The 24,270-nt window shown below is 75.6% G+C and carries 6 protein-coding genes; all 6 read right to left on the bottom strand.

From position 1 onward, the window contains the following. Positions 1 to 16: 16 nt before the first annotated feature. The 6 genes from KLI87_RS40520 to KLI87_RS30535 all read right to left on the bottom strand — a co-directional run bounded on the left by KLI87_RS40520 (position 17) and on the right by KLI87_RS30535 (position 24,183). Complete coding sequence (locus tag KLI87_RS40520; protein ID WP_250904421.1) at positions 17 to 18,916, bottom strand: type I polyketide synthase; 18,900 nt, start codon at positions 18,914 to 18,916, stop codon at positions 17 to 19. A gap of 174 nt (positions 18,917 to 19,090) precedes the next feature. Continuing rightward, a complete protein-coding gene (locus KLI87_RS40515) occupies positions 19,091 to 20,188 on the bottom strand; it encodes an alpha/beta fold hydrolase (RefSeq protein WP_214619839.1) in 1,098 nt (365 codons plus the stop codon). Then, entirely contained in the window at positions 20,185 to 20,964 is a 780-nt protein-coding gene (locus tag KLI87_RS41675) for a 2-oxo acid dehydrogenase subunit E2 (protein WP_214619838.1), read from the bottom strand. The genes KLI87_RS40515 and KLI87_RS41675 overlap by 4 nt, the downstream gene beginning before the upstream one ends. Then, positions 20,961 to 21,188 (bottom strand): acyl carrier protein, encoded by a 228-nt coding sequence (locus KLI87_RS30545; RefSeq protein WP_156218611.1) that lies wholly within the window; start codon positions 21,186 to 21,188, stop codon positions 20,961 to 20,963. Before KLI87_RS30545 ends, KLI87_RS41675 begins: the two co-directional genes overlap by 4 nt. Beyond that, a complete protein-coding gene (locus KLI87_RS30540; RefSeq protein WP_214619837.1) occupies positions 21,185 to 23,152 on the bottom strand; it encodes an HAD family hydrolase in 1,968 nt (655 codons plus the stop codon). The genes KLI87_RS30545 and KLI87_RS30540 overlap by 4 nt, the downstream gene beginning before the upstream one ends. Beyond that, on the bottom strand, positions 23,152 to 24,183 hold the full coding sequence (locus tag KLI87_RS30535; protein WP_214619836.1) for a 3-oxoacyl-ACP synthase III family protein: 1,032 nt from the start codon (positions 24,181 to 24,183) through the stop codon (positions 23,152 to 23,154). The genes KLI87_RS30540 and KLI87_RS30535 overlap by 1 nt, the downstream gene beginning before the upstream one ends. Positions 24,184 to 24,270 lie beyond the last annotated feature (87 nt).

The following is a 24,270-nucleotide window of genomic DNA, read 5'->3' as shown; positions in this document are numbered from 1 at the left end:
TCCGGAGGACGGGGGGTCAGACGGTCCCGAGTTCGTTGTCGATGATGGTGAAGATCTCTTCGTCGCTCGCTTCCGCGATCCCCCCGTCGCCCTCCGCCCGCTCCTGTGCGCCGGTGTCGAGCCTGGTCAGGAGGGAGCGCAGCCGGACGGCCAGCCGGTCGCGCGCCGCGGCGTCCGGGAGCGGCGCCTCCAGGGCCTCCTCCAGCCGGTCGAGTTCGGCGAGCACGGGCGGCGGCCCGGCGGGGCCGGGGGCGATCAGCGTGCCCACGTGCGCGGCGAGCGCGCTCGGGGTGGGATGGTCGAACAGGAGCGTGGCGGGCAGCCTGCGTCCCACGGCGGCGCCGATCCGGTTGCGCAGCTCTACCGCGGTGAGCGAGTCGAATCCCTGGTCCATGAATCCGCGTTCGGCGTCCACCGCGCCCGCTGACGGGTGGCCGAGCGCCTCGGCGGCCTCGGCGCGCACCAGGTCCAGCAGCGCCCGGCCCCGTTCGTCCTCGGACAGCCCCGCCAGCCGTCCGGCCAGGCCGGAGCCGGGACCGGTACCGGGCGCCGCCGTACGCGGCGCGCGGACCAGCCCGCGCAGCGGTGGCGGCAGGGCGTCCCGGGCCGCGAGCCCGCGCAGCGCCGCCATGTCGAGGCGGGCGGGAACCACGGCGGGACGGCCGAGCGCCAGCGCGGCGTCGAACAATCCCAGACCGTCCTCGACGCTCAGCGGGCCGACCCCCGCGCGCGCCAGCCGGTCGCGGTCGGCGCCTTCGAGGCGGCCCGCCATGCCGCCGTCCTGCTCCCACAGGCCCCATCCGAGCGAGGCGGCGGGAAGCCCGGTGGCGTGCCGGTGCTGGGCCAGGGCGTCGAGGAAGGCGTTGGCGGCGGCGTAGTTGCCCTGCCCGGCGGTGCCCAGCGTCCCGGCGAGGGACGAGTAGAGCACGAAGGCGGACAGGTCCAGGTCGCGGGTGAGGTCGTGCAGGTTCCAGGCCGCATCGGCCTTGGGCCTGAGGACGGTCCCGAGCCGCTCCGGGGTCAGCGACCCGATGACGCCGTCGTCGAGCACACCGGCGGTGTGCACGACCGCGGTGAGCGGGTGCTCCGGTGGGATCGCGGCGATCAGCCGCGCCAGGGCCTCGCGGTCGGCGGCGTCGCAGGCCACCGGCTCCACCGAGGCGCCGAGCCCGGTCAGCTCGGCGACCAGCGCGTCCGCGCCCGGAGCGTCGGGCCCGCGGCGGCTGGTGAGCAGCAGCCGCCGGACGCCGTGGCGGGTCACCAGGTGGCGGGCGAGAACCGAGCCCAGCGCGCCGGTGCCGCCGGTGACCAGCACCGTCCCGCCCGCGGCGAACGCGTCCCCCCGCGCCGGGCCGTTCGTGCCCGCTCGCTCCGGGCCGTTCACGTCGGCTTGGGAGAGCCGGGTGAGCCGGGGGACGAAGGTGTGCTCGCCGCGCAGCGCGAGCTGGGTCTCGCCCGAGGCCAGCGCCGCGGCGACCGGTTCCGCGGAGACCTGGCCGGGGCCGATGTCCAGGAGCACGATCCGGTCCGGGTGCTCGGTCTGCGCGGAGCGCGCCAGGCCCCAGACCGCGGCGCCGGCGGGGTCCGGCGCGTCGCCGTCCACGGCGGCGGCGCCCCGGGTGACGACCACGAGCCGGGTCGCGCCGGACCGCTCGTCGGCGAGCCATTCCTGGAGGGAGGCGAGCAGGCGTTCCGTCACGCGGTGGGTCGCGGCGACGGGGTCCCCCGGTGGGACGGCGACCGGTAGCAGTACGGTCCGCGTGGCGTCGTCGAGCGCGCCGAGGCCGGCGAGGCGCCGGGCGGGAAGGCCGAGGTCGTCGTCGCCCAGCACGGCCCAGGTCTCGGCGGACGCGGGCGCGGGTGCGGCGGCCGGCGGGGGGAGCGGCGTCCACTCGACGGTGAACAGGGCGTCGCGGTGCGCCTTCCGGGCCGCCGCGAGCTGCTCGCCGGTGATCGGCCGCGTCACCAGCGACCTCGCCGAGAACACCGGGCGTCCGGCGTCGTCCGCGGCGGAGATCCGCAGCGCGCCGTCGCCGGTCGCCGCGAGCCGTACGCGCAGCCTGGTCGCCCCGGTCGCGTGCAGGCTCACCCCCCGCCAGGCGAACGGGAGCCGGACGGGCCCGCCCCCGCCGTCGCCCGCCGCCGGGTGCAGCGCCGCGTCCAGCAGCGCGGGATGCAGGACGTACGAGGCCGCGTCCTGCCCCTCGGCGAGGCTGACCTGCGCGTACACGGTGTCTCCGGCACGCCAGGCGGCCTCCAGCCCGCGGAACGCGGGACCGTGTTCGAGGCCGGAGGCGGAGAGCCCGGCGTACAGCGCGTCCACGTCCACGGGCTCTGCCTGGGCGGGAGGCCACTCGGCGGGTACGGGTGCCGGGGCGGCGGCAGGAGCGTCGGAGAGGACGCCGGTGGCGTACCGGGACCAGGGGGAGTCGTCGTCGGGGCGGGCGTGCACGGCGAGGTGGCGCGTGCCGTCCCCACCCGGTTCGGCGACGGTCACCTGGAGCTGGACGGAGCCGTCCGGCGGCAGGACGAGCGGCGCCTCAAGGGTGAGCTCCTCCAGGTGGCCCAGCCCGGCCTGGTCGCCCGCGCGCGCCGCCAGCTCCACGAACCCGGTGCCGGGGAAGAGGACCGCGCCGTGGACGGCGTGATCGGCGAGCCACTCGTGCGTCCGGGCCGACACCCGGCCGGTCATGACCAGGCCGGTGCCGCCCGCCAGGTCGATGGCCGCGCCCAGCAGCGGATGCGCGGCGTCCCGCATTCCCAGCCCGGCCGGGTCCGCCGCGGCGGCGGGCGGCCTGAGCCAGTAGCTCCGGTGCTGGAAGGCGTAGGTGGGGAGCGCGACGCGGCGGGCGCCGGCGAAGACGGCGTCCCAGTCCAGGGCCCCGCCCCCGGCGGCCACCTGGGCGAGCGCGAGCATGTAGGTCTCCGGTTCGGGACGGTCGCGGCGGAGCGTCGCCACGGCCCGCACCGGCCCGTCCGCCGCCGTGCCGGCGAGGCACTCCTCGGCCATGGGGGCGAGGACCGCGTCCGGGCCCACCTCGACGAGGCCGGTGGCGCCCAGCTCCGCCAGGGCGCGCACGCCGTCGAGGAAACGCACGGTCTCCCGTGCGTGCCGGACCCAGTAGGACGGGGAGCCGAGCTGCTCGGCGGTCGCCGGCCCGCCGGTCACGTTCGAGATCACCGGGATGCGCGGCGGCCCGTAGTCGAGCCCCTCGGCCACCCGCAGGAAGTCGTCGAGCATGGCGTCCACGTGCGGGGAGTGGAAGGCGTGGCCGACCCGCAGCCGCCGGGTCCTCCCGCCCCGGGCCTCCCACGCGGCGGCGGCCTCCAGGACGGCCTCCTCGTCGCCGGAGACCACGGTCGACGCCGGGCCGTTGACCGCGGCGACGCAGGCGCGCCCGTCCGGCAGCAGCGCGCGGACGGCCTCCTCGGCCCCCTGGAACGAGACCATCGCCCCGCCCGGCGGGAGCGCCTGCATGAGCCGTCCGCGCGCGGCGACGAGCGCCGCGGCGTCCGGGAGCGGCAGCACGCCCGCGACGTGCGCGGCGGCGATCTCGCCGACCGAGTGGCCGATCAGCAGGTCCGGCGCCGCGCCGTGATGCGCCAGCAGCCGGAACAGCGCCACTTCCACGGCGAACAGGGCGGGCTGGGTGTTACCGGTCAGGTCCAGCGGAGCGCGCTCCGCGCCGAAGACCACCTCGCGCAGCGGGCGGTCGAGATGGGCGTCGAGATGCCCGGCCACCTCGTCGAAGGCGTCCGCGAACACGGGGAACGCCTCGTACAGCCCGCGGCCCATGCCGGGACGCTGGCTGCCCTGTCCGGTGAACATGAACGCCGTCTTGCCGGTGCCGCCGCCCCGGGCCACCGAGGGCGAGGGCTCGCCCGCCGCCAGCGCCGCCAGTCCTTCGCGGAGCGCGTCCCCGCCGTCGGCGACGAGCACCGCCCGCTCCGGCAGGGAGGGCCGGGTGGTGGCCAGGGAGAACCCGAGGTCGGCCGGCTCCGTGCCGGGGTGCCGGACCAGGTGGTCCAGCAGGCGCCGGGCCTGTGCCCGCAGCGCGGCCTCGTCGTGGCCCGAGATCGGGAACGGCAGCGGGCCCCCTGCCGGCGCCGGCCGGACCGTGCTCTCCTCCTCGCCGGCGGGCGCCTGTTCGAGGACGAGATGGGCGTTGGTGCCGCTGATGCCGAACGACGAGACGGCCGCGCGGCGCGGACGGCCGGTCTCCGGCCAGGCGACCGGCTCGGTGAGCAGGGCCACCGCGCCGGAATCCCAGTCGACGTGCGGGGTCGGCTCGTCCACGTGCAGGGTCTTCGGGAGCAGGCCGTGCCGCAGCGCCATGACCATCTTGATGACGCCCGCGGCCCCGGCGGCGGCCTGGGTGTGCCCGAGGTTGGACTTCAGCGACCCCAGCCAGAGCGGCCGCTCCCGGTCCTGGCCGTAGGCGGCGATGAGGGCCTGCGCCTCGATCGGGTCGCCCAGCGTCGTTCCCGTGCCGTGCGCCTCGACCGCGTCCACGTCGCCCGGCTCCAGCCGCGCGCTCGCGAGGGCCTGCCGGATGACGCGCTGCTGCGACGGCCCGTTGGGCGCGGTCAGCCCGTTGCTGGCGCCGTCCTGGTTGACGGCCGAGGCGCGGATGACCGCCAGCACCGGGTGGCCGTTGCGCCGGGCGTCCGAGAGCCGCTCCACCAGCAGCGTTCCCGCGCCCTCCGACCAGCCCGCGCCGTCGGCGCCCGCGCCGAACGCCTTGCAGCGCCCGTCCGGGGACAGCGCCCGCTGCCTGCTGAACTCCACGAAGAACCCCGGGGTCGCCATGACCGTGACGCCGCCCGCGAGCGCGAGGTCGCACTCGCCGTTGCGGAGCGACTGGGCGGCCAGGTGCAGCGCGACCAGTGAGGACGAGCAGGCGGTGTCGATCGTGACCGCCGGACCTTCGAGACCGAGCGCGTACGCCACCCGGCCCGACGCGACGCTGCCGGTGTTCCCGGTGGCCAGGTACCCCTCCAGCTCCGCCGGCACACCGGCCGGAAGGGCGCCGTAGTCGTTGTTCATCAGCCCGGCGAACACGCCGGTCCGGCTGCCCCGCAGGCTGGACGGGTCGATCCCCGCGCGCTCGACGGCCTCCCACGCCGTCTCCAGCAGCAGCCGCTGCTGCGGGTCGGTCGCGAGGGCCTCGCGCGGGCTCATCCCGAAGAACCCGGCGTCGAACTCCGCGGCCCCCTCCAGGAACCCGCCCCGGCGCGTGTAGGTCTTCCCCGCGCTTGCGGGGTCGGGGTCGTAGAGGGCGTCCACGTCCCAGCCGCGGTCGCCGGGGAACTCGCCCGTCACGTCGGCTCCGTCCACCAGCAGCTTCCACAGCGCCTCGGGGGAGCGCGCCCCGCCGGGGAACCGGCAGCCCATCCCGACGATCGCGATCGGCTCTCCGTCGGTGACCGGGCCGGTAGCCGCCACCGGGGCGGACGCCGCGGCCGGTGCGGCGGTGTGGTCGCCGGGCAGGGCCGTCCGGAGGAACCCGGCGAGGTGCTCCGGTGTGGGGTGGTCGAAGACCAGCGTCGCCGGCAGCCGCAGCCCGGTCGCGGCGCCCAGCCGGTTCCGCAGCTCGACCGCGGTGAGCGAGTCGAGGCCGAGATCCTTGAAGGGGCGCTGGGCGGCGACCGGCCCCGCGTCCGCGAGGCCGAGGACGGCGGACACCTCGGCGCGCACGGCGTCCAGCAGCGCCTCGCCGCGCTCGTTCTCGGGCAGCCCGGCCAGCCGCTCCACCAGCGGAGGCGCGCCGTCCAGGGGGGTGAGCGCGCCGGACGCGCGCCGGACCGGCGTCCCGACCAGCCCCCGCAGGACGGCCGGCACCGTCCCGGCCTCGCGCGGCGCCCGGGGGTCCAGCCGGAACGGGACGAGGACCGCCTCGTCCCGGCCGAGCGCGGCGTCGAACAGCGCCAGCCCGCGCCCGGTCGCCATCGGGGCGATGCCGGTGCGCGCCAGCCGGGCCAGATCCGCCGCGCCGAGGTGGCCGGTCATCCCGCTGGGCCCCTCCCAGAGTCCCCACGCCAGCGACGTGGCGGGCAGGCCCAGCGAGCGGCGGTAGGCCGCCAGCCCGTCGAGATGGGCGCTGGCCGCCGCGTAGCCGGCCTGGCCCGCGGTGCCGATCGTCCCGGCGACGGACGAGAACAGCACGAACGCGCGGAGCCCGGAACCGGCGGTCAGCTCGTGCAGGTTCCACGCGGCGTCCGCCTTCGGCCGCAGGACCGCGGCCGCCCGCTCGGCCGTCTGCGCCTCCACGGGCGCGTCGTCCAGCACCCCGGCGGCGTGGACCACCGCCGTCAGCGGACGGTGCGCCGGGATCAGCCCCAGCAGCCGCGCGAGGGCGTCGCGGTCCGCCGCGTCGCACGCGGCCACCTCGACCTCGGCGCCCAGCTCGCGCAGCTCGGCCGCCAGGACGCCCGCGCCGGGCGCGTCCGGCCCCCGCCGGCCCGCGAGCAGGAGGTGCCGGACGCCGTGCCGGGTCACCAGGTGGCGGGCGAGGATCCCGCCGAGCGTCCCCGTCCCTCCGGTGATCAGCACGGTGCCGTCCGGGTCGAACGGCGGCTCGGGGCCGGGGGGTACCGCCGGGGCCCGGACGAGCCGGGGCACCAGGACGGCGCCGCCGCGCAGCGCGGACTGCGGCTCGGACCCGGTCGGCACCCCCGGTTCGGCCGGTTCGGCCGGGAGGACGTCGGCGTCCACCACGGCGAACCGTCCCGGATGCTCGGTCTGCGCGACCCGCACCAGGCCCCAGACCGCCGCGTGACCGAGGTCGGTGACCTCCTCGCCGGGCGCCGCCGCGACGGCGCCGTGCGTCCGGAACACCAGCCGCGCGCCGGCGAACCGCTCGTCCGCGAGCCACTCCCGGATGAGGTCCAACACCCGCCCGACGGCGTCGCGCGGGGCGGCGGCCGGCGCCAGCGGCGCCACGACCACGTCCGGGACCGTCTCGGCCGATCGCAGCGCGTCGAGGTCCGTATCCGCGTCCAGGATCGCGACCGCCGCGTTCGGCTCCGGATCCGCCTGCGCGGGGTTCCACTGGAGCCGGTACAGCGCGCCGTCGTTCGCGCCGTCGTCCGCCGCCGCCAGCGCCTCCGCGGAGACCGGACGGAGGACCAGCGAGTCCACGGTCGCGACCGGCCGCCCGGACGGGTCGTCCACCGCGACCCGCACCGTGTCGGGCCCGGCGGGCGCCAGCCGGACGCGCAGCGCGGTGGCGCCCGCCGCATGCAGCGACACCCCCGTCCACGAGAACGGCAGCAGCCCCTCGGCGGCGTCGCCCAGCAGCCCGAGCACGACCGGGTGCAACGCGGCGTCGAGCAGCGCCGGATGAAGCCCGAAGCCCTCCGGCCCCGCCGCCAGGGCGACCTCCGCGAAGACCTCGCCGCCGTCGCGCCAGGCACCCCGCAGCCCCTGGAAGGCGGGGCCGTACTCGTAGCCCAGGTCGGCCAGCCGCTCGTACGGGCGGTCCAGCCCGATCGGGACGGCCCCCGGTGGCGGCCACGCGGCGGATCCCGCCTTTGAAGCGACCATCGCGCCAGGGCCGCCGGAACCGCCGGGACCGTCAGGAACGCCGAGGGCGGCCGCCGCGAGGACGCCGGTGGCGTGCCGCGTCCACGGCAGGTTCGCCTCGGCGGCGTCGGGTCGCGAGTGGACGGTGACCTCGCGCCTGCCCGCGGCGTCCGGATCGCCGACCGCCACCTGCCACAGCCGGGCGTCGCGCTCGCCGAGCACCAGCGGGGCCTCCAGCGTCAGCTCCTCCACGCGGTCGCAGCCGACCTCGCGGCCCGCGTGCAGCACCGCCTCCAGGTAGCCGGTGCCCGGCAGGAGGATCCTCCCCCTGACGGCGTGGTCGGCCAGCCACGGCAGCGTGCGCACGGACAGCCGTCCGACGAACAGCCGCTCCTGACGCCCGGCCCGGTCGAGCGCGGCGCCCAGCAGCGGATGCCCGGACGCCTCAAGCCCGGCGGCCTCGGCGTCCCCGGCCCCCGCCGGCGCGTCCAGCCAGTACCGCCGCCGCTGGAACGGGTAGGTCGGCAGGTCGACGCGCCGGGCGGCGGGCAGCGCGCGTCGCCAGTCCACCCCGGCACCGGCCGCGTACGCCTCGGCGAGGGATACCGCGAACCGCCGGGGCCCGCCGTCGCGGCGGAGCGAGCCCACGACGACGGTGTCCGCGCCGGCGGCATCCGCGCTCTCCTGGATGCCCGCCGCGAGCACCGGATGCGGGCTGACCTCGATGAACACGTCGTGCCCTGTGGCGATGAGGGCCCGGGTGGCGTCCGCGAACCGCACCGTCTCCCGCAGGTTCCGGTACCAGTAGGCGGCGTCGAGTTCGGTGCCCTCCAGGACGGTGCCGGTGACGGTGGAGTGGAGCGGCACCTCGGCCGGGCGCGGCCGGATCGGGGCGAGCCTGTCCAGCAGCTCCTCCCGGATGACCTCCACCTGGGGCGAGTGGGACGCGTAGTCCACCGGGATCCGGCGGAAGCGGACGTCCTCCGCCGCGCACAGGGCGCCGAACTCCTCCAGCGCCGCCGGGTCTCCGGCGACCACCGCCGAGCCGGGGCCGTTGACGGCGGCCAGGTCGAGCCCGCCCTCCCAGCGGGTCAGCAGCGCGGCCACCCGGTCGGCGGGCAGCGCGACGGAGGCCATGCCCCCGGTCCCGGCGAGCCGTGCCAGGGCCCGGCTGCGCAGCGCCACCACCCGGGCGGCGTCCTCAAGGGACAGCGCACCGGCCACGCACGCGGCGGCGATCTCGCCCTGCGAGTGGCCGACGACGGCGGCCGGTTCGATGCCGTGCGAACGCCACAGCCGCGCGAGCGACACCATGACCGCGAAAAGCGCGGGCTGGACGGCGTCGACCGCCTCCAGCGCGAGCTCGTCGCGCAGGACGTCCTTCAGCGACCACGGCACATGCGGGGCGAGCGCGTCCGAGCACTCCCGCAGGTACCCGGCGAACGCGGGCGAGTCGGCGGCGAGGTCGAGCGCCATGCCGGGCCATTGCGATCCCTGCCCCGGGAACACGAACACCGGCTTCCCTGCCGTGTTCGCCACGCCCGTCACCTGGCCGGGCTCTCCCCTGACCACCTGGCCGAGGCCGTGCAGCAGCTCGTCGCGGTCCTCGCCCAGGACGACCGCGCGGTGCTCGAAGGCGGTCCGTCCGGTGGCGAGGGAGAGGGCCACGTCCGCGGGGGACAGGTCGGGCGCGGCCGAGACCCGCTCCCGCACGCGGGCCGCCTGCTCGCGCAGTGCCGCGCCGGTCCGGCCGGACAGGACCCACGGGATCACGGGCGGGATGTCCCCGCCGCCCGCCTCCGGAGCGGCGGCGGTCTCCGGTTCCTGCCCGTCCGGCGCCTGTTCGATGATGACGTGGGCGTTGGTGCCGCTGACGCCGAACGCCGACACCGCGGCGCGTCGCGGCTTTCCGTCCGCCGTCCAGGGGACCGGTTCGTTCAGCAGTTGTACGGCTCCGGAGTCCCAGTCCACGTGCGGGGTGGGCTCATCGGCGTGCAGGGTTTGGGGGAGGGTGCCGTGCCGCATCGCCAGGATCATTTTGATGACACCGGCGACCCCGGCCGCCGCCTGGGTGTGCCCGATGTTGGATTTGATGGACCCCAGCCACAGCGGACGGTCGCGGTCCTGCCCGTAGGTGGTGAGGAGGGCTTGGGCTTCGATGGGGTCGCCGAGGGTGGTGCCGGTGCCGTGTGCTTCGACGGCGTCGATGTCGTGGGGGGTGAGGTGGGCGTTGGTGAGGGCTTGGTGGATGACGCGTTGTTGGGAGGGTCCGTTGGGTGCGGTGAGGCCGTTGCTGGCGCCGTCCTGGTTGACGGCCGACCCGCGGATGACCGCCAGGACGGGATGCCCGTTGCGCTGTGCGTCCGACAGGCGTTCCAGCAGCACGAGACCGACGCCCTCGCTCCAGCCGGTGCCGTCCGCGCCGGCCGCGAACGAGCGGCATCGGCCGTCGGGTGACAGTCCGCGCTGGCGGCTGAACTCCACGAACGTCGCCGGGGTGGCCATGATCGCAGCCCCGCCCGCCAGCGCGAGGTCGCATTCGCCGTTGCGGAGGGCCTGGGCGGCCAGGTGCAGCGCCACCAGCGAGGACGAGCAGGCGGTGTCCACCGTCACCGCCGGGCCCTCAAGGCCGAGGAGGTAGGAGACACGGCCCGAGGCGACGCTGCCCCGGCTGCCGTTTCCGAGATAGCCCTCCAGGTTCTCCGGCGCCCGCCGGAACCGCGACCCGTAGTCGTGGTACATGATCCCGGTGAACACGCCGGTCGGGCTGCCGCGCAGGCTCGACGGGGCGAGCCCGGCGCGCTCGACGGCCTCCCACGCCGTCTCCAGCAGCAGCCGCTGCTGCGGGTCCATCGCCGCCGCCTCGCGCGGGCTGATCCCGAAGAACTCCGGGTCGAAGTCGGCCGCGTCGCGCAGGAACCCGCCCGCCCGGGTGTAGGAGGTGCCGGGATGGTCGGGATCGGGGTGGTAGAGGCGGTCGAGGTCCCAGCCCCGGTCGTCGGGGAACGGCCCGATGGCGTCGGTCCCGTTGGCGACGAGGCTCCACAGGTCCTCCGGCGACGCCACGCCGCCCGGGTAGCGGCAGGCCATGGCCACCACGGCGATCGGCTCCCCGGCCGCGCGGGCGGGTGCCGACGGTGCCCGCGGCCCGGTGGACGCGACGCCCCGCACCTCGCCTCGGACGTACTCCGCCAGCGCCTCCGGAGTCGGATGGTCGAAAATGAGCGTGGCGGGCAGCCGCAGCCCGGTGGCGGTGTTCAGGCGGTTGCGCAGCTCGACGCCCGTGAGGGAGTCGAACCCCAGTTCCTTGAAGGCCCGTCCGGCCTCGATCGGCTCCGCCGCCGGGAGGCCCAGTACCGTCGCGACCTGCGTGCGCACCATCTCGCCCACCGCGCGGTCGCGCTCGGCGGGCGCCAGCTCCCGGAGCCGGCCGGCCCACGAGGACGGCGCGCCCGCCCCCGCGCCGCCCGCCGCCTGCCGTGCCGCCCCCCGGACCAGCCTCCGGAACACGGGGGGCATCGCCTCGCCCTGCGCCCGCGTCGCGGCGAGGTCCAGCCGGGCGGGCACCGTGAACGGGCTGTTCAGCGCCAGTGCCGTGTCGAACAGCGCGAGGCCCTGGTCGGTGGACAGCGGCACGAGACCGCTGCGGTTCATACGGCCGAGGTCACGGCGGTCGAGATGCCCGGTCATCCCGCTGGCCTGGGCCCACAGCCCCCACGCCAGCGACGTGGCGGGCAGCCCGAGCGTGTGCCGGTGCTGGGCCAGCGCGTCCAGGAACGCGTTGGCGGCGGTGTAGTTGCCCTGGCCGGGACTCCCGAGCGTGGCGGTCGCCGAGGAGAACACGACGAACGCAGCCAGATCCGCGTCCAGCGTGAGTTCGTGGAGGTGCCAGGCGCCGTCCGCCTTCGGACGCAGGACGGCGTCCATCCGCTCCGGCGTCAGCGAGCCGATGACGCCGTCGTCGAGCACCCCCGCCGTGTGCACGACGGCGGTGAGCGGGTGCTCCGCCGGGACGGCGGCGAGGAGCGCGGCGAGCGCGTCCCGGTCGCCGACGTCGCAGGCGGCCAGCGTCACCTCGGCGCCATGGGTGATCAGCTCGGCCTCCAGCTCGACGGCGCCCTCGGCGGCCGGTCCGCGCCGTCCGGTCAGCAGCAGGTGGCGGACGCCGTACTCGGCCGCCAGATGCCGGGCGAGGAGCCCGCCGAGCGTCCCCATCCCGCCGGTGATGAGCACGGTCCCGTCCGGGTTGAGACAGGGCGTGGTGCGCACGGCGGTCGTCGCGGCGGGGGCGAGCCGGGGGACGTGCACGGTCCCGTCGCGGAGCGCGAGCTGGGACTCGCCCGTGGCCAGCGCGGAGGCGACCGCCCGGCGGGAGGTGTCGGCGTCGTCCAGGTCGAGCAGCACGAGCCTGCCGGGGTTCTCCGACTGCGCCGTGCGGACCAGCCCCCACACCGGTGAGTCCGAGAGCCCCGGCAGGCGGTCCTCCGGACGCACCGCCACCGCCTGCCTGGTCACCACCACGAGCCGGGAGGAGTCGAACGCACTCTGGGCGAGCCAGTCCTGGACGACTTCGAGCACGTGCCGCGCCGCCGCGTGGAGCCTTTCCGTGACGCCGCCGTGCTGCTCGGGCAGCGGAAGCAGGATCAGTTCCGGGGGAGGCGCCCCGTCGCCGAAGGAGGCGCGCAGCGCGGCGAGGTCGCCGTAGTGCGTTCCCGGCAGGCCGGACCCGCCGCCCAGGACGGCGACCCGGTCGGCGGCGTGCACCGGCGGAGCGGACGGCACCGTCCAGTCGAGGGTGAACAGCGAGTCCCGGTGCCCGGCCCGCGCCAGCCGGTCGGGCGAGACCGGCCGCAGGACCAGGCCGTCGACGGAGGCGACCGCGCCGCCCTCCAGGTCGGCCACGGACAGCGCCACCGTGTCCGCCGAGGTCGGCCGCACGCGCACGCGCACCCGCGAGCCCGCCGCGCCGTGGCGGCGGACCCCGCTCCAGGAAAACGGCAGCCGCGGTGACGGCGCGGCGTCGGTGGGGACGCCGTCCGCCGCGATGGCCAGGTGGAGCGCCGCGTCGAGCAGCGCGGGGTGCAGGCCGAAACCGATGGTGTCGGTGTCCTCGGGCAGCGCCACCTCGCCGTACAGATCGTCGCCGTGGCGCCACGCCGACTGGACCCTCCGGAATGCGGGACCGTAGTCGTACCCCTGGTCGGCGAGGCGCTCGTACAGGCCGGTGACGTCGATGGGCTCCGCTTCCGCGGGCGTCGCGTCCGCGGGCCGGGCCAGGGGGGCGGGCGCCGGGCCCTCCGGGGCGAGATGGCCGGTGGCGTGCCGCGTCCAGGCGTCGTCGGGCCCGTCCTCGGGACGGGAATGGACGGTGACCGAACGGCGCGCGGCGTCGTCGGCGGCACTGACGGCGAGCTGGATCCACACCGCCCCGTCCTGGGGCAGCGGCAGCGGGTTCTCCAGGGTCAGCTCACCGATCCGCTCGGCGCCTACTCGCTCACCGGCGTGCAGGACGAGGTCGACGAACGCGGTGCCGGGGAGGATGGTCGTGCCTGTGACCGCGTGGTCGGCGAGCCAGGGGTGGGTGTGCAGGGAGATCCGTCCGGTGAATACGGCCGTGTCGCCTTGCGCCATGTGCACCGCGGCACCCAGGAAGGGATGCTCACCCGTCGCCAGTCCGAGGACCCCCGCGTCCCCGGGTCCCGTCGGGGCGTCGATCCAGTAGCGCTGCCGTTGGAAGGGGTAGGTGGGGAGTTCGGTGTGTCGGCCGTGTTGGCTGTGGGTGTGCCAGGTGATGGGTGCGCCGTGGGTGTGGGCGGTGGCGAGTGCGGTGGTGAAGGTGTGGAGGTCGCCGTGGTCGCGGCGCAGGGTGCCGATGGCGGTGATGTCGGGGGTGGTGTCCTGGATGGGTGCGGTGAGGACGGGGTGGGGGCTGGTTTCGATGAAGAGGGTGTGGCCGTCGTCGGTGAGGCGGTGGATGGTGGGTTGGAACTGGACGGTGTGGCGCAGGTTGCGGTACCAGTACTCGGCGTCGAGTCCGGTGGTGTCGATCGGCTCGGCGGTAAGGGTGGAGTAGAAGGCGATGTCACTGGCGCGCGGCGCCACGTCCGCGAGAGTGTTGAGGAGCTCGTCGCGGAGTGGCTCCACATGCGCGGAGTGCGAGGCGTAGTCGATCGGGACGCGGCGCGCGTGCACCCCCCGGCTCTCGCAGTCGGCGAGGAGTTGTTCGATGGCGTCCGTGTCGCCGGCGACGATGGTGGTGGCGGGTCCGTTGACGGCGGCGATCGACAGTCTCGGAGTGAGGTGTTCCCGGGTCCGATGGACGGGCAGGGAGAGGGAGGCCATCGCGCTGGTTCCGGCGAGCGCGGTGAGGGCCTTGCCGCGCAGCGCGACGATCTTGGCGGCGTCGTCCAGGGTCAGGGCTCCCGCCACATGGGCGGCGGCGATCTCTCCCTGGGAATGGCCGATGACGGCGTCGGGGTGGATGCCGTGGTGGCGCCAGAGCCGGGCCAGGGAGACCATGACGGCGAACAGGGCGGGCTGCACGACGTCGTCGCGTCGCAGGGTGTCCGGGTCGTGCAGGGCCTCTGAGAGGTCCCAGTCGATGTGGGGGGCGAGGGCGTCGGCGCAGGCGGTGAAGCCGTCGCGGAACACGGGAGAGGCGTCGAGGAGCCCGGCCGCCATTCCGGTCCACTGGGAGCCCTGGCCGGGGAAGACGAAGACGGTCTTGTGATCCCGCCGGGCGACACCCCGCACCACCTGAGGTGATTCGTCGTCGTGGGCGAGGGCGTCCAGCCCGGCCAGCAACTCGTCGCGGTCGGTTCCCAGCACGACCGCGCGGTGATCGAACCCGCTGCGGACGGCCAGCGTGTGGCCGACGTCCCTGGTCCCGGCCTCGGCGCCGGCGCTCCCCGCCAAGTGCTCGTGGAGCCGCCCGGCCTGGGCGCGCAGCGCGTCCTCACTCTTGGCGGACAGCGGCCAGACGATGACGGGCGGGTCGTCCACGCCCGCTTCGGCGTCGTCGGGCGCGGGCGCGTCGTCGGGCGCGGGCGCGTCGGCGGCCGGAGCCTGTTCGATGATGAGGTGGGCGTTGGTCCCGCTGATGCCGAAGGAGGAGACGGCCGCGCGGCGCGGGTGCCCGTTCCGCTCCCACGCGACAGGCCGGGTGAGCAGCCGGACCGCTCCGGACTCCCAGTCGACCCGCGGGGTCGGCTCGTCCACGTGCAAAGTCTTGGGGAGTGTGCCGTGCCGCATGGCCATGATCATTTTGATGACGCCGGCGACTCCGGCGGCGGCCTGGGTGTGTCCGATGTTGGATTTGATGGAGCCGAGCCAGAGGGGGTGGTCTCGTTCCTGTCCGTAGGTGGCGAGGAGGGCTCCGGCTTCGATGGGGTCGCCGAGGGTGGTGCCGGTGCCGTGCGCCTCCACGGCGTCCACGTCGCCGGGCCCGAGTCCCGCGCCCGCGAGGGCCTGCCGGATCACCCGCTGCTGGGAGGGGCCGTTGGGGGCGGCGAGCCCGTTGCTGGCGCCGTCCTGGTTGATCGCCGAGCCGCGGATGACGGCCAGCACGGGGTGCCCGTTGCGCCGGGCGTCCGGCAGCCGCTCCAGGAGCAGCATCCCTACGCCCTCGCCCCAGCCGGTGCCGTCCGCGGCGGCGGCGAACGCCTTGCACCGGCCGTCCGGGGACAGCCCCCGCTGCCTGCTGAACTCCACGAACATCCCGGGCGTCGCCATGACGGTGGCACCGCCCGCGAGCGCGAGGTCGCACTCGCCGTCGCGGAGCGACCGGGCGGCCAGGTGCAGCGCGACCAGTGAGGACGAGCAGGCGGTGTCCACCGTCACCGCCGGGCCCTCCAGACCGAGGGTGTAGGCGATCCTCCCGGACGCGACGCTGGGCGTGGAGCCGGTGAGCAGGTACCCGTCGAGACCGCCGGCCGGATCGTGCAGCCGCGGGCCGTAGTCCTGGGCGGTGGCGCCCGCGAAGACGCCCGCGCGGGCGCCGGCCAGCGAGGCGGGGGCGATCCCCGCCCGCTCGATGGCCTCCCACGACACCTCCAGCAGCAGCCGCTGCTGCGGGTCCATCGCGGCGGCCTCGCGCGGGGATATCCCGAAGAACGCCGGGTCGAAGGCCGCGGCGTCGTACAGGAAACCGCCGCGCAGGGTGTAGGAGGACCCCGTCCGGTCCGGGTCCGGGTCGTAGAGTCCCTTGAGGTCCCAGCCGCGGTCGGACGGGAAGCCGCCGACCACGTCCCGGCCCGCGGCGACCAGCTCCCACAGCTCCTGCGGCGAGGTGACGCCGCCGGGGTAGCGGCAGCCGATGGCCACGATCGCGATCGGGTCGCCGTGCGCGGGAACCGCCCGCCCCGGCGCACCGCCGGTGCCGCCGTCCGCCTCGCCGAGCCACTCGGCGCGCAGCCGCCGGGCCAGCGCCACCGGGGTCGGGTGGTCGTACACGAGCGTCTCGGGCAGCCGCACGCCCGACGCCTCGGTCAGCCGGCCGCTCAGCTCGACGCCGAGCACGGAGTCGAAGCCCAGTTCCTTGAACGTCCGCCCGGGGTCGACGGCCTCGGGCGAGTCGTGTCCCAGCACGGCCGCGACGTGGGCGCGCACGAGGTCCAGCGCGATCCGCTCGCGCTCGCTCGGGGGCGCCGCGGCGAGCCGTCCCGCCGGTGACGACGCGTCCGGCGCCGATGCGGCCGCCTCTGTGTCGGCCGGTGCCTGTGGCGGCGCGTGCGGTGGTGCCGGGGCCGCGGGCGCCGCCTCGCCTTCGAGCCAGAAGCGCCGCCGGTCGAAGGCGTAGGTGGGGAGCCGGACGCGCCGGGCGCCGTTCCCGGCGAGAGCGGCGTCCCAGCCGACCGGGACGCCGCCCGTGTGCGCCCTCGCCAGCGCCGTGACGAGCGATTCCGGTTCCGGCCGGTCGCGGCGCAGCACGGAGAACACCGGGAGAGCGCCGCCGAGCGAGGCGTGCGCGAGCGGCGTGAGGACCGCGTCCGGCCCGAGTTCGAGGAACGTCGTGGTGCCCGCGTCGCGCAACGCCCGGACGCCGTCGTGGAAGCGGACCGCCTCGCGGATGTGCCTCGTCCAGTACTCGGCGGACCCGAGCTGTTCGCCGGTGGCGAGCCTCCCCGTCAGATTGGAGACGATCGGAATTTCGGCCGGGCGATAGGACAACCCCTCCGCGACCACGCGGAAGTCCTCCAGAACGGAATCCATGTGGGCGGAGTGGAACGCGTGGCTGACGCGCAGCCGTCGCGTCCTGACCCCGCGCCCGCGCCACGCGTCCGCCAGGGCGAGCACCGCGTCCTCGTCACCGGAGACGACCGTCGAGGCGGGGCCGTTCACGGCCGCGATCGACACCCGGCCTCCGTGCCCGTCCAACTCCGCGGCGACCTCCTCCTCCGGGGCCCGGACGGAGACCATGGCGCCCCCGGCGGGCGCCGCCTGCATCAGCCTGCCGCGCGCCGTCACCAGGGCGCACGCGTCCGGCAGCGAGAGCACGCCGCTCACGTGCGCCGCGACCAGCTCGCCGATCGAGTGCCCGATGAGGTGGCCGGGCGTGACGCCCCACCCCTCCAGCAGCCGGAAGAGGGCGACCTCCACGGCGAACAGCGCGGTCTGCGTCACCGCCGTCTGATCGAGCCGGGCCGCCTCGGACGAGCCGGGCTCGGCGAACATCAGCTCCCCCAGACCGGGTTCGAGATGGGACAGCACCTCGTCGAGCGCGTCCGCGAAGGCCGGGACCGTGTCGTACAGCCCCCTGCCCATGCCCGCCCGCTGCGACCCCTGCCCGGAGAACAGGAACGCGACCGATCCCTGGCGCGCCGTCCCCCGCAGGACGCCCACGGCGGGCGAGCCCTCGGCCAGCGCGGCGAGCCCGTGCAGCAGCCGTCCCGGGCCGTCCCCCACGATGGCGGCGCGATGGGCGAAACGGGTACGGCCGGTGGCCAGCGTCAGCGCGATGTCGGCCGGGTCGACGTCCGGGTTCGCCTCGGCGAACTCCCGCAGCCGCGCGGCCTGGCGCCGCAGCCCGCTCTCGGTTCGGGCGGACAACAGCCACGGCATGGTGGACGCCTCCACCGGTGCCCCCTCCTCCGGTGCCTCCGCCGAAGCCCGCGCCGGGGGAGCCGAGAGGACGATGTGGCAGTTGGTACCGCCCATCCCGAACGAGCTGACCCCGGCGACCAGCGGCTCGTCCGGCCGGGGCCATCCGGTCAGCCCGGTCTGGACCCGCAGGTTCAGCTCGTCCAGGGGGATGTCGGGGTTCGGTGTCTCGAAGTTCAGGCTCGCCGGGATCCGCCGGTGGCCGATGCTCAGCGCGGTCTTGATCAGCCCGACGATCCCGGCGGCGCCCTCCAGATGGCCCACGTTGGTCTTCGCGGAGCCGACGAGCAGTGGCCGGTCCTGCGGGCGGGCCGAGCCCAGGGCGGCGCCGAGCGCCGCCGCCTCGACCGGGTCCCCGCGGCGGGTGCCGGTGCCGTGCAACTCGACGTACTGCACGTCCGACGGACGGACGCCCGCCCGCTCGTACGCGCGGCGCAGCAGCTCCTCCTGCGCCTCGGCGCTCGGGACGGTGAGCCCGTCGGCGACGCCGTCGTTGTTGACCGCGCCGCCGCGGACCACGCAGTAGACCGGGTCGCCGTCGGCCACGGCGCGCTCCAGCGGCTTCAGCACGACCGCGCCGCCGCCCTCACCGCGTACGTATCCGTTGGCGCGGGCGTCGAAGGTGTGGCACCGGCCGTCGGGCGACAGGCCGCCGAACCGCGCGGTGAGGACGGCGCTCTCCGCGAGGATGTTCAGGTTGACCCCGCCGGCGATCGCGAGGTCGGCCTCACCGCCGCGGATGCTCTCGACGGCCATGTGCAGGGCGACCAGCGCGGACGACTGGGCGGAGTCCACCGCGAGGCTGGGACCGCGCAGCCCGAGCGCGTAGGACACCCGGTTGGCGATGACGCTCCGGCTGACCCCGGTGATGGTGTGCGGGGTGATGGCCTCCGGGCCGTGCCGGTGCAGCAGCGCGGCGTAGTCGTCCCAGATCGACCCCACGAACACGCCGGTCCGGGTGCCCCTGAGGGATGCGGGGACCGTGCCGGAGTCCTCCAGCGCCTCCCAGCTCAGCTCCAGCATCAGCCTCTGCTGGGGGTCCATGCCCGCGGCCTCGCGGGGCGAGATGCCGAAGAACTCCGGGTCGAACTGGTCGATCCCGTCGAGGAAGGCGCCGTGCCGGGGAGCGCCGCCGGTCTCCCAGCGACCCTCGGGCACCTCCGTCACGGCGGTGCGGCTCTCGCTCAGCAGCCGCCAGAAGGCGGCCGGGTCCGGGGCCATCGGGAGCCGGCAGGCGATCCCGGTGATCGCGATCGCGCTGTCCCCGGCTGCGGAAACGGCCTCACTCGTCATCGCTGCGAACCTCTCGCGGGATTGCCGGTCCTGCCATGGCCCTCAGGTTGCGCGGGCGAGCTAAAGACCACCCTTGGCGTGATCTAAACGACGGCTTGCGAGTGCCCCTCACCGGGGGCGGCCCATGCGGAAGCGCCCCCAGGGCTCGGGCCTGGGGGCCACTGCTTCAGAAGATCAGCGGGTGGGGCGGGCCACGGCGAGGCGGCTGCGGGCTCGCCGGGCACGAAGCAGCGCACCGAGGGCGGCACGCTGCGGCCGGTGGGTGCCGTCCAGCTCCAGCAGCGACCGGACGATCCACAACCGGGTCTCGACGAAGTGCCGCGGCGAACCGTGCACGTCGTCGTTCTCGACGAGGCGCAGGCCGCGGACGTGGCGGCGGAGCAGCTCCGCCTCCGAGGCGGGGATGATCTCGTCCCGGAGGCTGGCCATGTAGTGGACGGGAACGTCCACGGCGGCGAGCCGGTCGCCGTCCAGCGCCATGCCGCTCAGGTGCGCGTGGACGTCTCCGGGGGAGACGCCGCTGATGTGGGCGAGCGTGTCGAGCGTGATGCGGGGCACCCGCCGCTGCCAGGCGGCGTCGGTGAAGAAGCCGCTGACCGGCGCGCCCACCGTGATGACGCCCCGGATCCGGGAGTCCCCGGCCGCGCACCCGAGCGCGAGGTGGCCGCTGAAGCTCAGCGCCACCGCGTAGGTGCGGCCGGTGTCGGCCCGGTCCGCCACGGCGTCCAGGATGCGCGGCAGCAGCCGCCCGCTGTGCGGGCCGTACCGGGCCGTGTTCTCGCCCACTCCCGGCATCTCCGCGACGACACCGGCCATGCCGAGCCGCCGCGCCTGCGTCAGCACCGGCGCCCACTGCTCCTTGACGCTGACGATCCCGCCCATGACCAGCAGCAGAGGGCGGCGGTCGCGCCCGTCCAGACCGGTCGTCCAGCAGCGGACCCGCCCACCGCCCAGGTCGACGTCGAGGCGCTCGATCCCGTTGCCGTCCCGCCACCGGTCGAAGGCGGCGAGGCACCGGTCGAGGGCGTCCTGCCGGGCGGGGCCGTCGACGTAGGGGAAGCGGGCCATGATGTAGCGGCGGCAGGCGTCCAGGAACCGGCCCTGCCGCTCCAGCGCCTCGCCCGCCTCCACCCATGCCCGCACCCACGAGCCGGGGCCGTCGCCGTCGTCGTTCTCGACGCGGCGCAGGAGCGCCTGGTGCTCCCGCCCCGGGATCCCCTGCGCGCGGGCGTGGACGAGCACGAACCGCTTGAGTTCCGCGACGTCGTTCACCGCGGGTCTCCGTCCCCGGGCGGCTCCTTGAACGACTCAAGGCCCTCCTTGATCTCCGCCAGCACGTCCGCGGCCTCCGCGCCGTCGATGACACGGTGGTCGAAGGCCAGGCTGAGCCGCATGGTCGGCGCGACCACCACCCGGCCGCTCCGCGCCACCGGACGGTCGACGACCCGGCCCAGGCCCAGGGTGACCGTGGTGCCGCCCACCGAGTGGAACCCGTCGACCGGGCGATGCCCGAGCGACGTCACGGCGAAGGTGCCGAACCGGTCCGCCCTGCCCCGCAGCGGCCGGACGACCCGCCGGAAGGCCGCGCGTCCCAGCGGCACCGGCAGCCGGTGCAGCGTCCGGAGCCCGGCGAACTCCTCCATGACGTCGGGGTCGCCGTCCCGGTACCGCTCCACCTGGCGCTGCAACTCCTCCAGGCCCGCCTTGTCGGCGTCGCGGAGGACGGCCGAGAGCACCACGCGCCGCCCGTTCAGCGTCTTGTCGAGAGTGATCTTCGCGTGGACGCCGGGAGGGCGGGCGATCCGGGGACGGGTCCGGCCCCGGAGGGCGGCGTTGGCGTCGGGATGGCGGGCCAGGACGCGCGCCGCCGTGTGGACCGCGTACGTCACCGTCGAGTAGCGCCGGTCCGCGGACTCGCGGTGCGCGGCCGGCCCGGTCATCTCCACCTCGGTGTCCAGGAAGACCGGCGCGAACGCGCGCACCTCGTCCAGGAAGTACAGGGTGTGCCGGCGTTCCCGGGGGAGCGGCGCGACGGACGGGCCGGTCACGTGGCCACCGCCACCTGGTAGATGCCCGCGAGGCTCCGCGCCTCCAGCAGGTCGGGCAGCACGAGGCCGCGGCCCGTCGCCCGCTCCAGCGCTCCGGCGAGGGCCAGCAGGTGCACCGAGTCCCAGCCCGCCACCTCGTCGAGGCTCCGGTCCGCGTCGGCGGGCGTGACCTCCAGCCCCAGCTCGTCGCGTACGAGGGTGATGAAGTCGTCGATGGTGGTCATTGTGTCTCCCCTCCCAGGCCGTCGATCAGTCGCAGGTGCGCGGGTGGCGCGGCGATGGAGCGCAGGTCGTGCCGGAACTCCGCCGCCTCGGTCCCGCCGGTCCCGCCGGTCCCGCCGGTCTCCTCGGCATCACCGGACCCGCCGCCCACGCGGCTGAAGCCGTGCCGGGGGTAGAAGTCCCGGACCTTGCCGTTCCTGGCGGTCGGCCGGTACGGGGCGAGCACCGCCTTCGCGCCGGTCGCCGCCCCGTGCCGCAGCACGGCGGTCAGGCACGCCTGCTCGATCCCCCGGGAGAAGACCCGGCAGCTCAGCAGAAAGTTGTCGATGTGCAGGACGGACCCGTCCCGGCGCAGGAAGACCGCGCCGACCAGCCCGTTGTCGCCGAACCTGTCCGCCGAGTGGATGGCCAGCACGGATGCGTCCGGATCGGCGGCGAGGGCGCGCACGTCCGCCGGTTGGAGCCGCCGCGTCGTCAGGTTGAACTGGTTGGTCCGCAGCGTGAGCTGCGAGACCCGCGGGACCTGTGCCTCTGTCACCGGCTCCAGCCTCACCCGCACGTCCAGCTCGGCGAGGTAGCCCTCCAGCGAGTCGAAGGTGTCGAGGAAGTCGCGGCGGGCGAGCTCCTCGCGGTAGCGCGCGGCGCGGGCCCGGTCGTCGGCGGTCAGGTCGCGGGAGTCGAACCAGCCGTCGGCCAGCAGCCGCTCGGCGTGCAGGGCGGGCTCTCCGTCCAGCGCGACCACCGCGACGCCCGGCAGCTCCCGGCGGACGAGGCCCCGCTCGAACGCGCTGTCGTCGGCGAAGACGAGGGAGTCGACGCCGATGTTGAGGTCGTCGGCCAGCTCGGCGAGGTTGTCGTGCTTGGGCCGCCAGTTGGCGACGACCCGCACGAAGTCGTCCTCGCGCAGCACCATCCCGGGATGCTCGCGCAGCACCTCCCGGACGGGCTCGGGGTCGTTCTTGCTCACCGCGGCCAGCAGCACCCCCTGGGACCCGATCTGCTTGACCGTCCGCTGGAAGGCGCGGAACGCCTCGCCCCGGTGACTCTCCCCGACCTCGATGCCCTCCCGCCCGTCATCGCCCAGCACCCCGCCCCACAGGGTCCCGTCCAGGTCCACCACCAGGCACTTCTTGGTGCGGCCCGTGAGATCGCGCGCCAGGTGCCCGATCTCGCGCGCGTACCTGCCGAGCAGCCCGGCGGACAGGTGCATCCGGGCGTAGAGGTCCATCCGCGAGTCGGTGGCGGGGACGCCCTCGGCGACCAGCGCGTCCAGGTCGAGCGTCACCAGCGACTCCTGGGCCGCGGACAGGCGCAGCAGGGCCGCCCCGGCCTCCCGCCATGCGGCGCCGAGCCGCGCGCGGGACCGGTGGTCGGTGAGCTGGGAGGTCAGCAGCGACGGCAGCGGAAGCGTGTTGAGCACGAGCGTGCCGCGCGCGACCGCGGCGAAGCGCTCGGCGAGCCACTCGATCAGCCGGAGCTTGCCCGCCAGGACGCGTTCGACGTCCTCGGGCCGCCAGGGCACCGCGACCTCGTCGAACACGACCGCCGGGTCCAGCACGCAGAGGGCGATGTCGGGGTCCACCGCGTACAGCGCGCTGCCGGGGTCGGACAGGTCGAAGACATAACCGTCGAAGTCGCCGGAGAACGGCCGCAGCAGCAGCCCGTGCCGCGCCAGCTCGGCCGTGAGCGCCGGAACCAGCGGGGCGAGCGTGCCGTGCCCCGTGATCGCCACCGTGACGGACGGGATCCCCGGATGGTGGCGGGCCACCTCGTCCGGGTCGAGGCGGGCCAGCAGCCGCCCGGCGCGCGCCAGTGCCGTGGCGTCGAGATCCGCGAGCAACCCCGGCACCTCGGGATACCGGGCGGCCAGCCTCCCCGCCCGCAGCCACGCGGAGATCTGCTCGGCCCCCATGGGACGGTCCGGATCAGAGCCGTCCGCACCGGTGTCGGCCGTATTCAAGCGCATCAGACCCGCTCCAACGCGAAGCCGGCCTTGATCCACTTGCTCGACTCGACGGCGATGCCCACCACGCGGTCGCCTTGGTCGAGCCGTTGCAGCGCGGGCTCCAGCTGGAAGAACAGCAGGCCGTTCCCGCAGTTCCCGGTCTCCTCCACGCAGGTGATCTCCTCCGCCAGGGGCAGGTCCAGCCGCTCCCCGATGCGTTCGCTCATCCGGCCGGACAGTTGCGGCGGCAGCACGAAGTCGACGTCGGACGCCTTCCAGTTCAGATCCGCCAGAAGCTCCTCAAGAATCTCCGCGGACATCCGCGGGACCGACTCCTCGATCGCCTTGTAGTCCTCGGCGATCGCCGCCCGGCGCGTGTCCCGCTCGGCCAGCCCGAACCACTCGACCGTCTGCCCGGGGGCGCGTCCCCGCCCGGTGAACCTGGTCAGCACCCGCCGGATCGCCACCGAGCCGGGCGGGGCGTCCGCGATGAGCACCGCCGCCCCGGCACCGTCGCCGAACAGCACCACGTTCACGAGCTCCGCGGGCGGCATGGCACGCAGGTCGGCGCCGAGGTCGAAGTGCTTGGCGCAGCTGTCGCCCGCGATGACCAGGGCCGTGCGGTGCCCGCCCGCGAGCAGCGCCTGCCGGGCCACCTCCAGCGCCTGGACCGCACCGGAGCAGCCGCTCTGCAACTGGTAGGTCGGTACGCCGTCGATCCCCAGCCGGTCCGCGACGACGTTGACGGTCGTCGGCATGAGGGCGTCGGGCGTCGCCGTCCCCATGACCACGACGTCCACGTCGGCGGCCCGCAGCCCGGCGGAGACCAGCGCTCGCCGCGCCGCCCGCTCCCCGAGATCGGCGAGCGTGGAATGGATCTCGCCGGTGCCGAGATCGACCGACAGGTGCCGGGTCCGGGTGCCGATGAAGACCTCGACCCACTGCTCCCACAGCGCGTCCATGCCGAAGCGCCCGGCGAGCTCCGCGTTGGTCACGGGCGGGCCGGGCAACGCCGTCCCGGCCGACAGGATTCGGATGTCCGACGCGTCCATCCCCGGTCCTTCCCTGGGGTCGAACAGACTTGCGTATCGGTGCCGATCCTGTACGGCACGCCTAAACGTGACCTAAGACCACGGCTC

It is taken from the genome of Actinomadura sp. NEAU-AAG7 (assembly GCF_018603865.1).
In the GTDB taxonomy this organism is placed as follows: domain Bacteria; phylum Actinomycetota; class Actinomycetes; order Streptosporangiales; family Streptosporangiaceae; genus Spirillospora; species Spirillospora litoris.
This window is presented reverse-complemented; position numbering and strand designations above follow the sequence as displayed.

Excerpts from the sequence above, each read along its gene's own strand:
- KLI87_RS40520 (WP_250904421.1), bottom strand. The coding sequence starts at position 18,916 with ATGACGAGTGAGGCCGTTTCCGCAGCCGGGGACAGCGCGATCGCGATC.
- KLI87_RS30545 (WP_156218611.1), bottom strand. The coding sequence starts at position 21,188 with ATGACCACCATCGACGACTTCATCACCCTCGTACGCGACGAGCTGGGG.
- KLI87_RS30540 (WP_214619837.1), bottom strand. The coding sequence starts at position 23,152 with ATGCGCTTGAATACGGCCGACACCGGTGCGGACGGCTCTGATCCGGAC.
- KLI87_RS30535 (WP_214619836.1), bottom strand. The coding sequence starts at position 24,183 with ATGGACGCGTCGGACATCCGAATCCTGTCGGCCGGGACGGCGTTGCCC.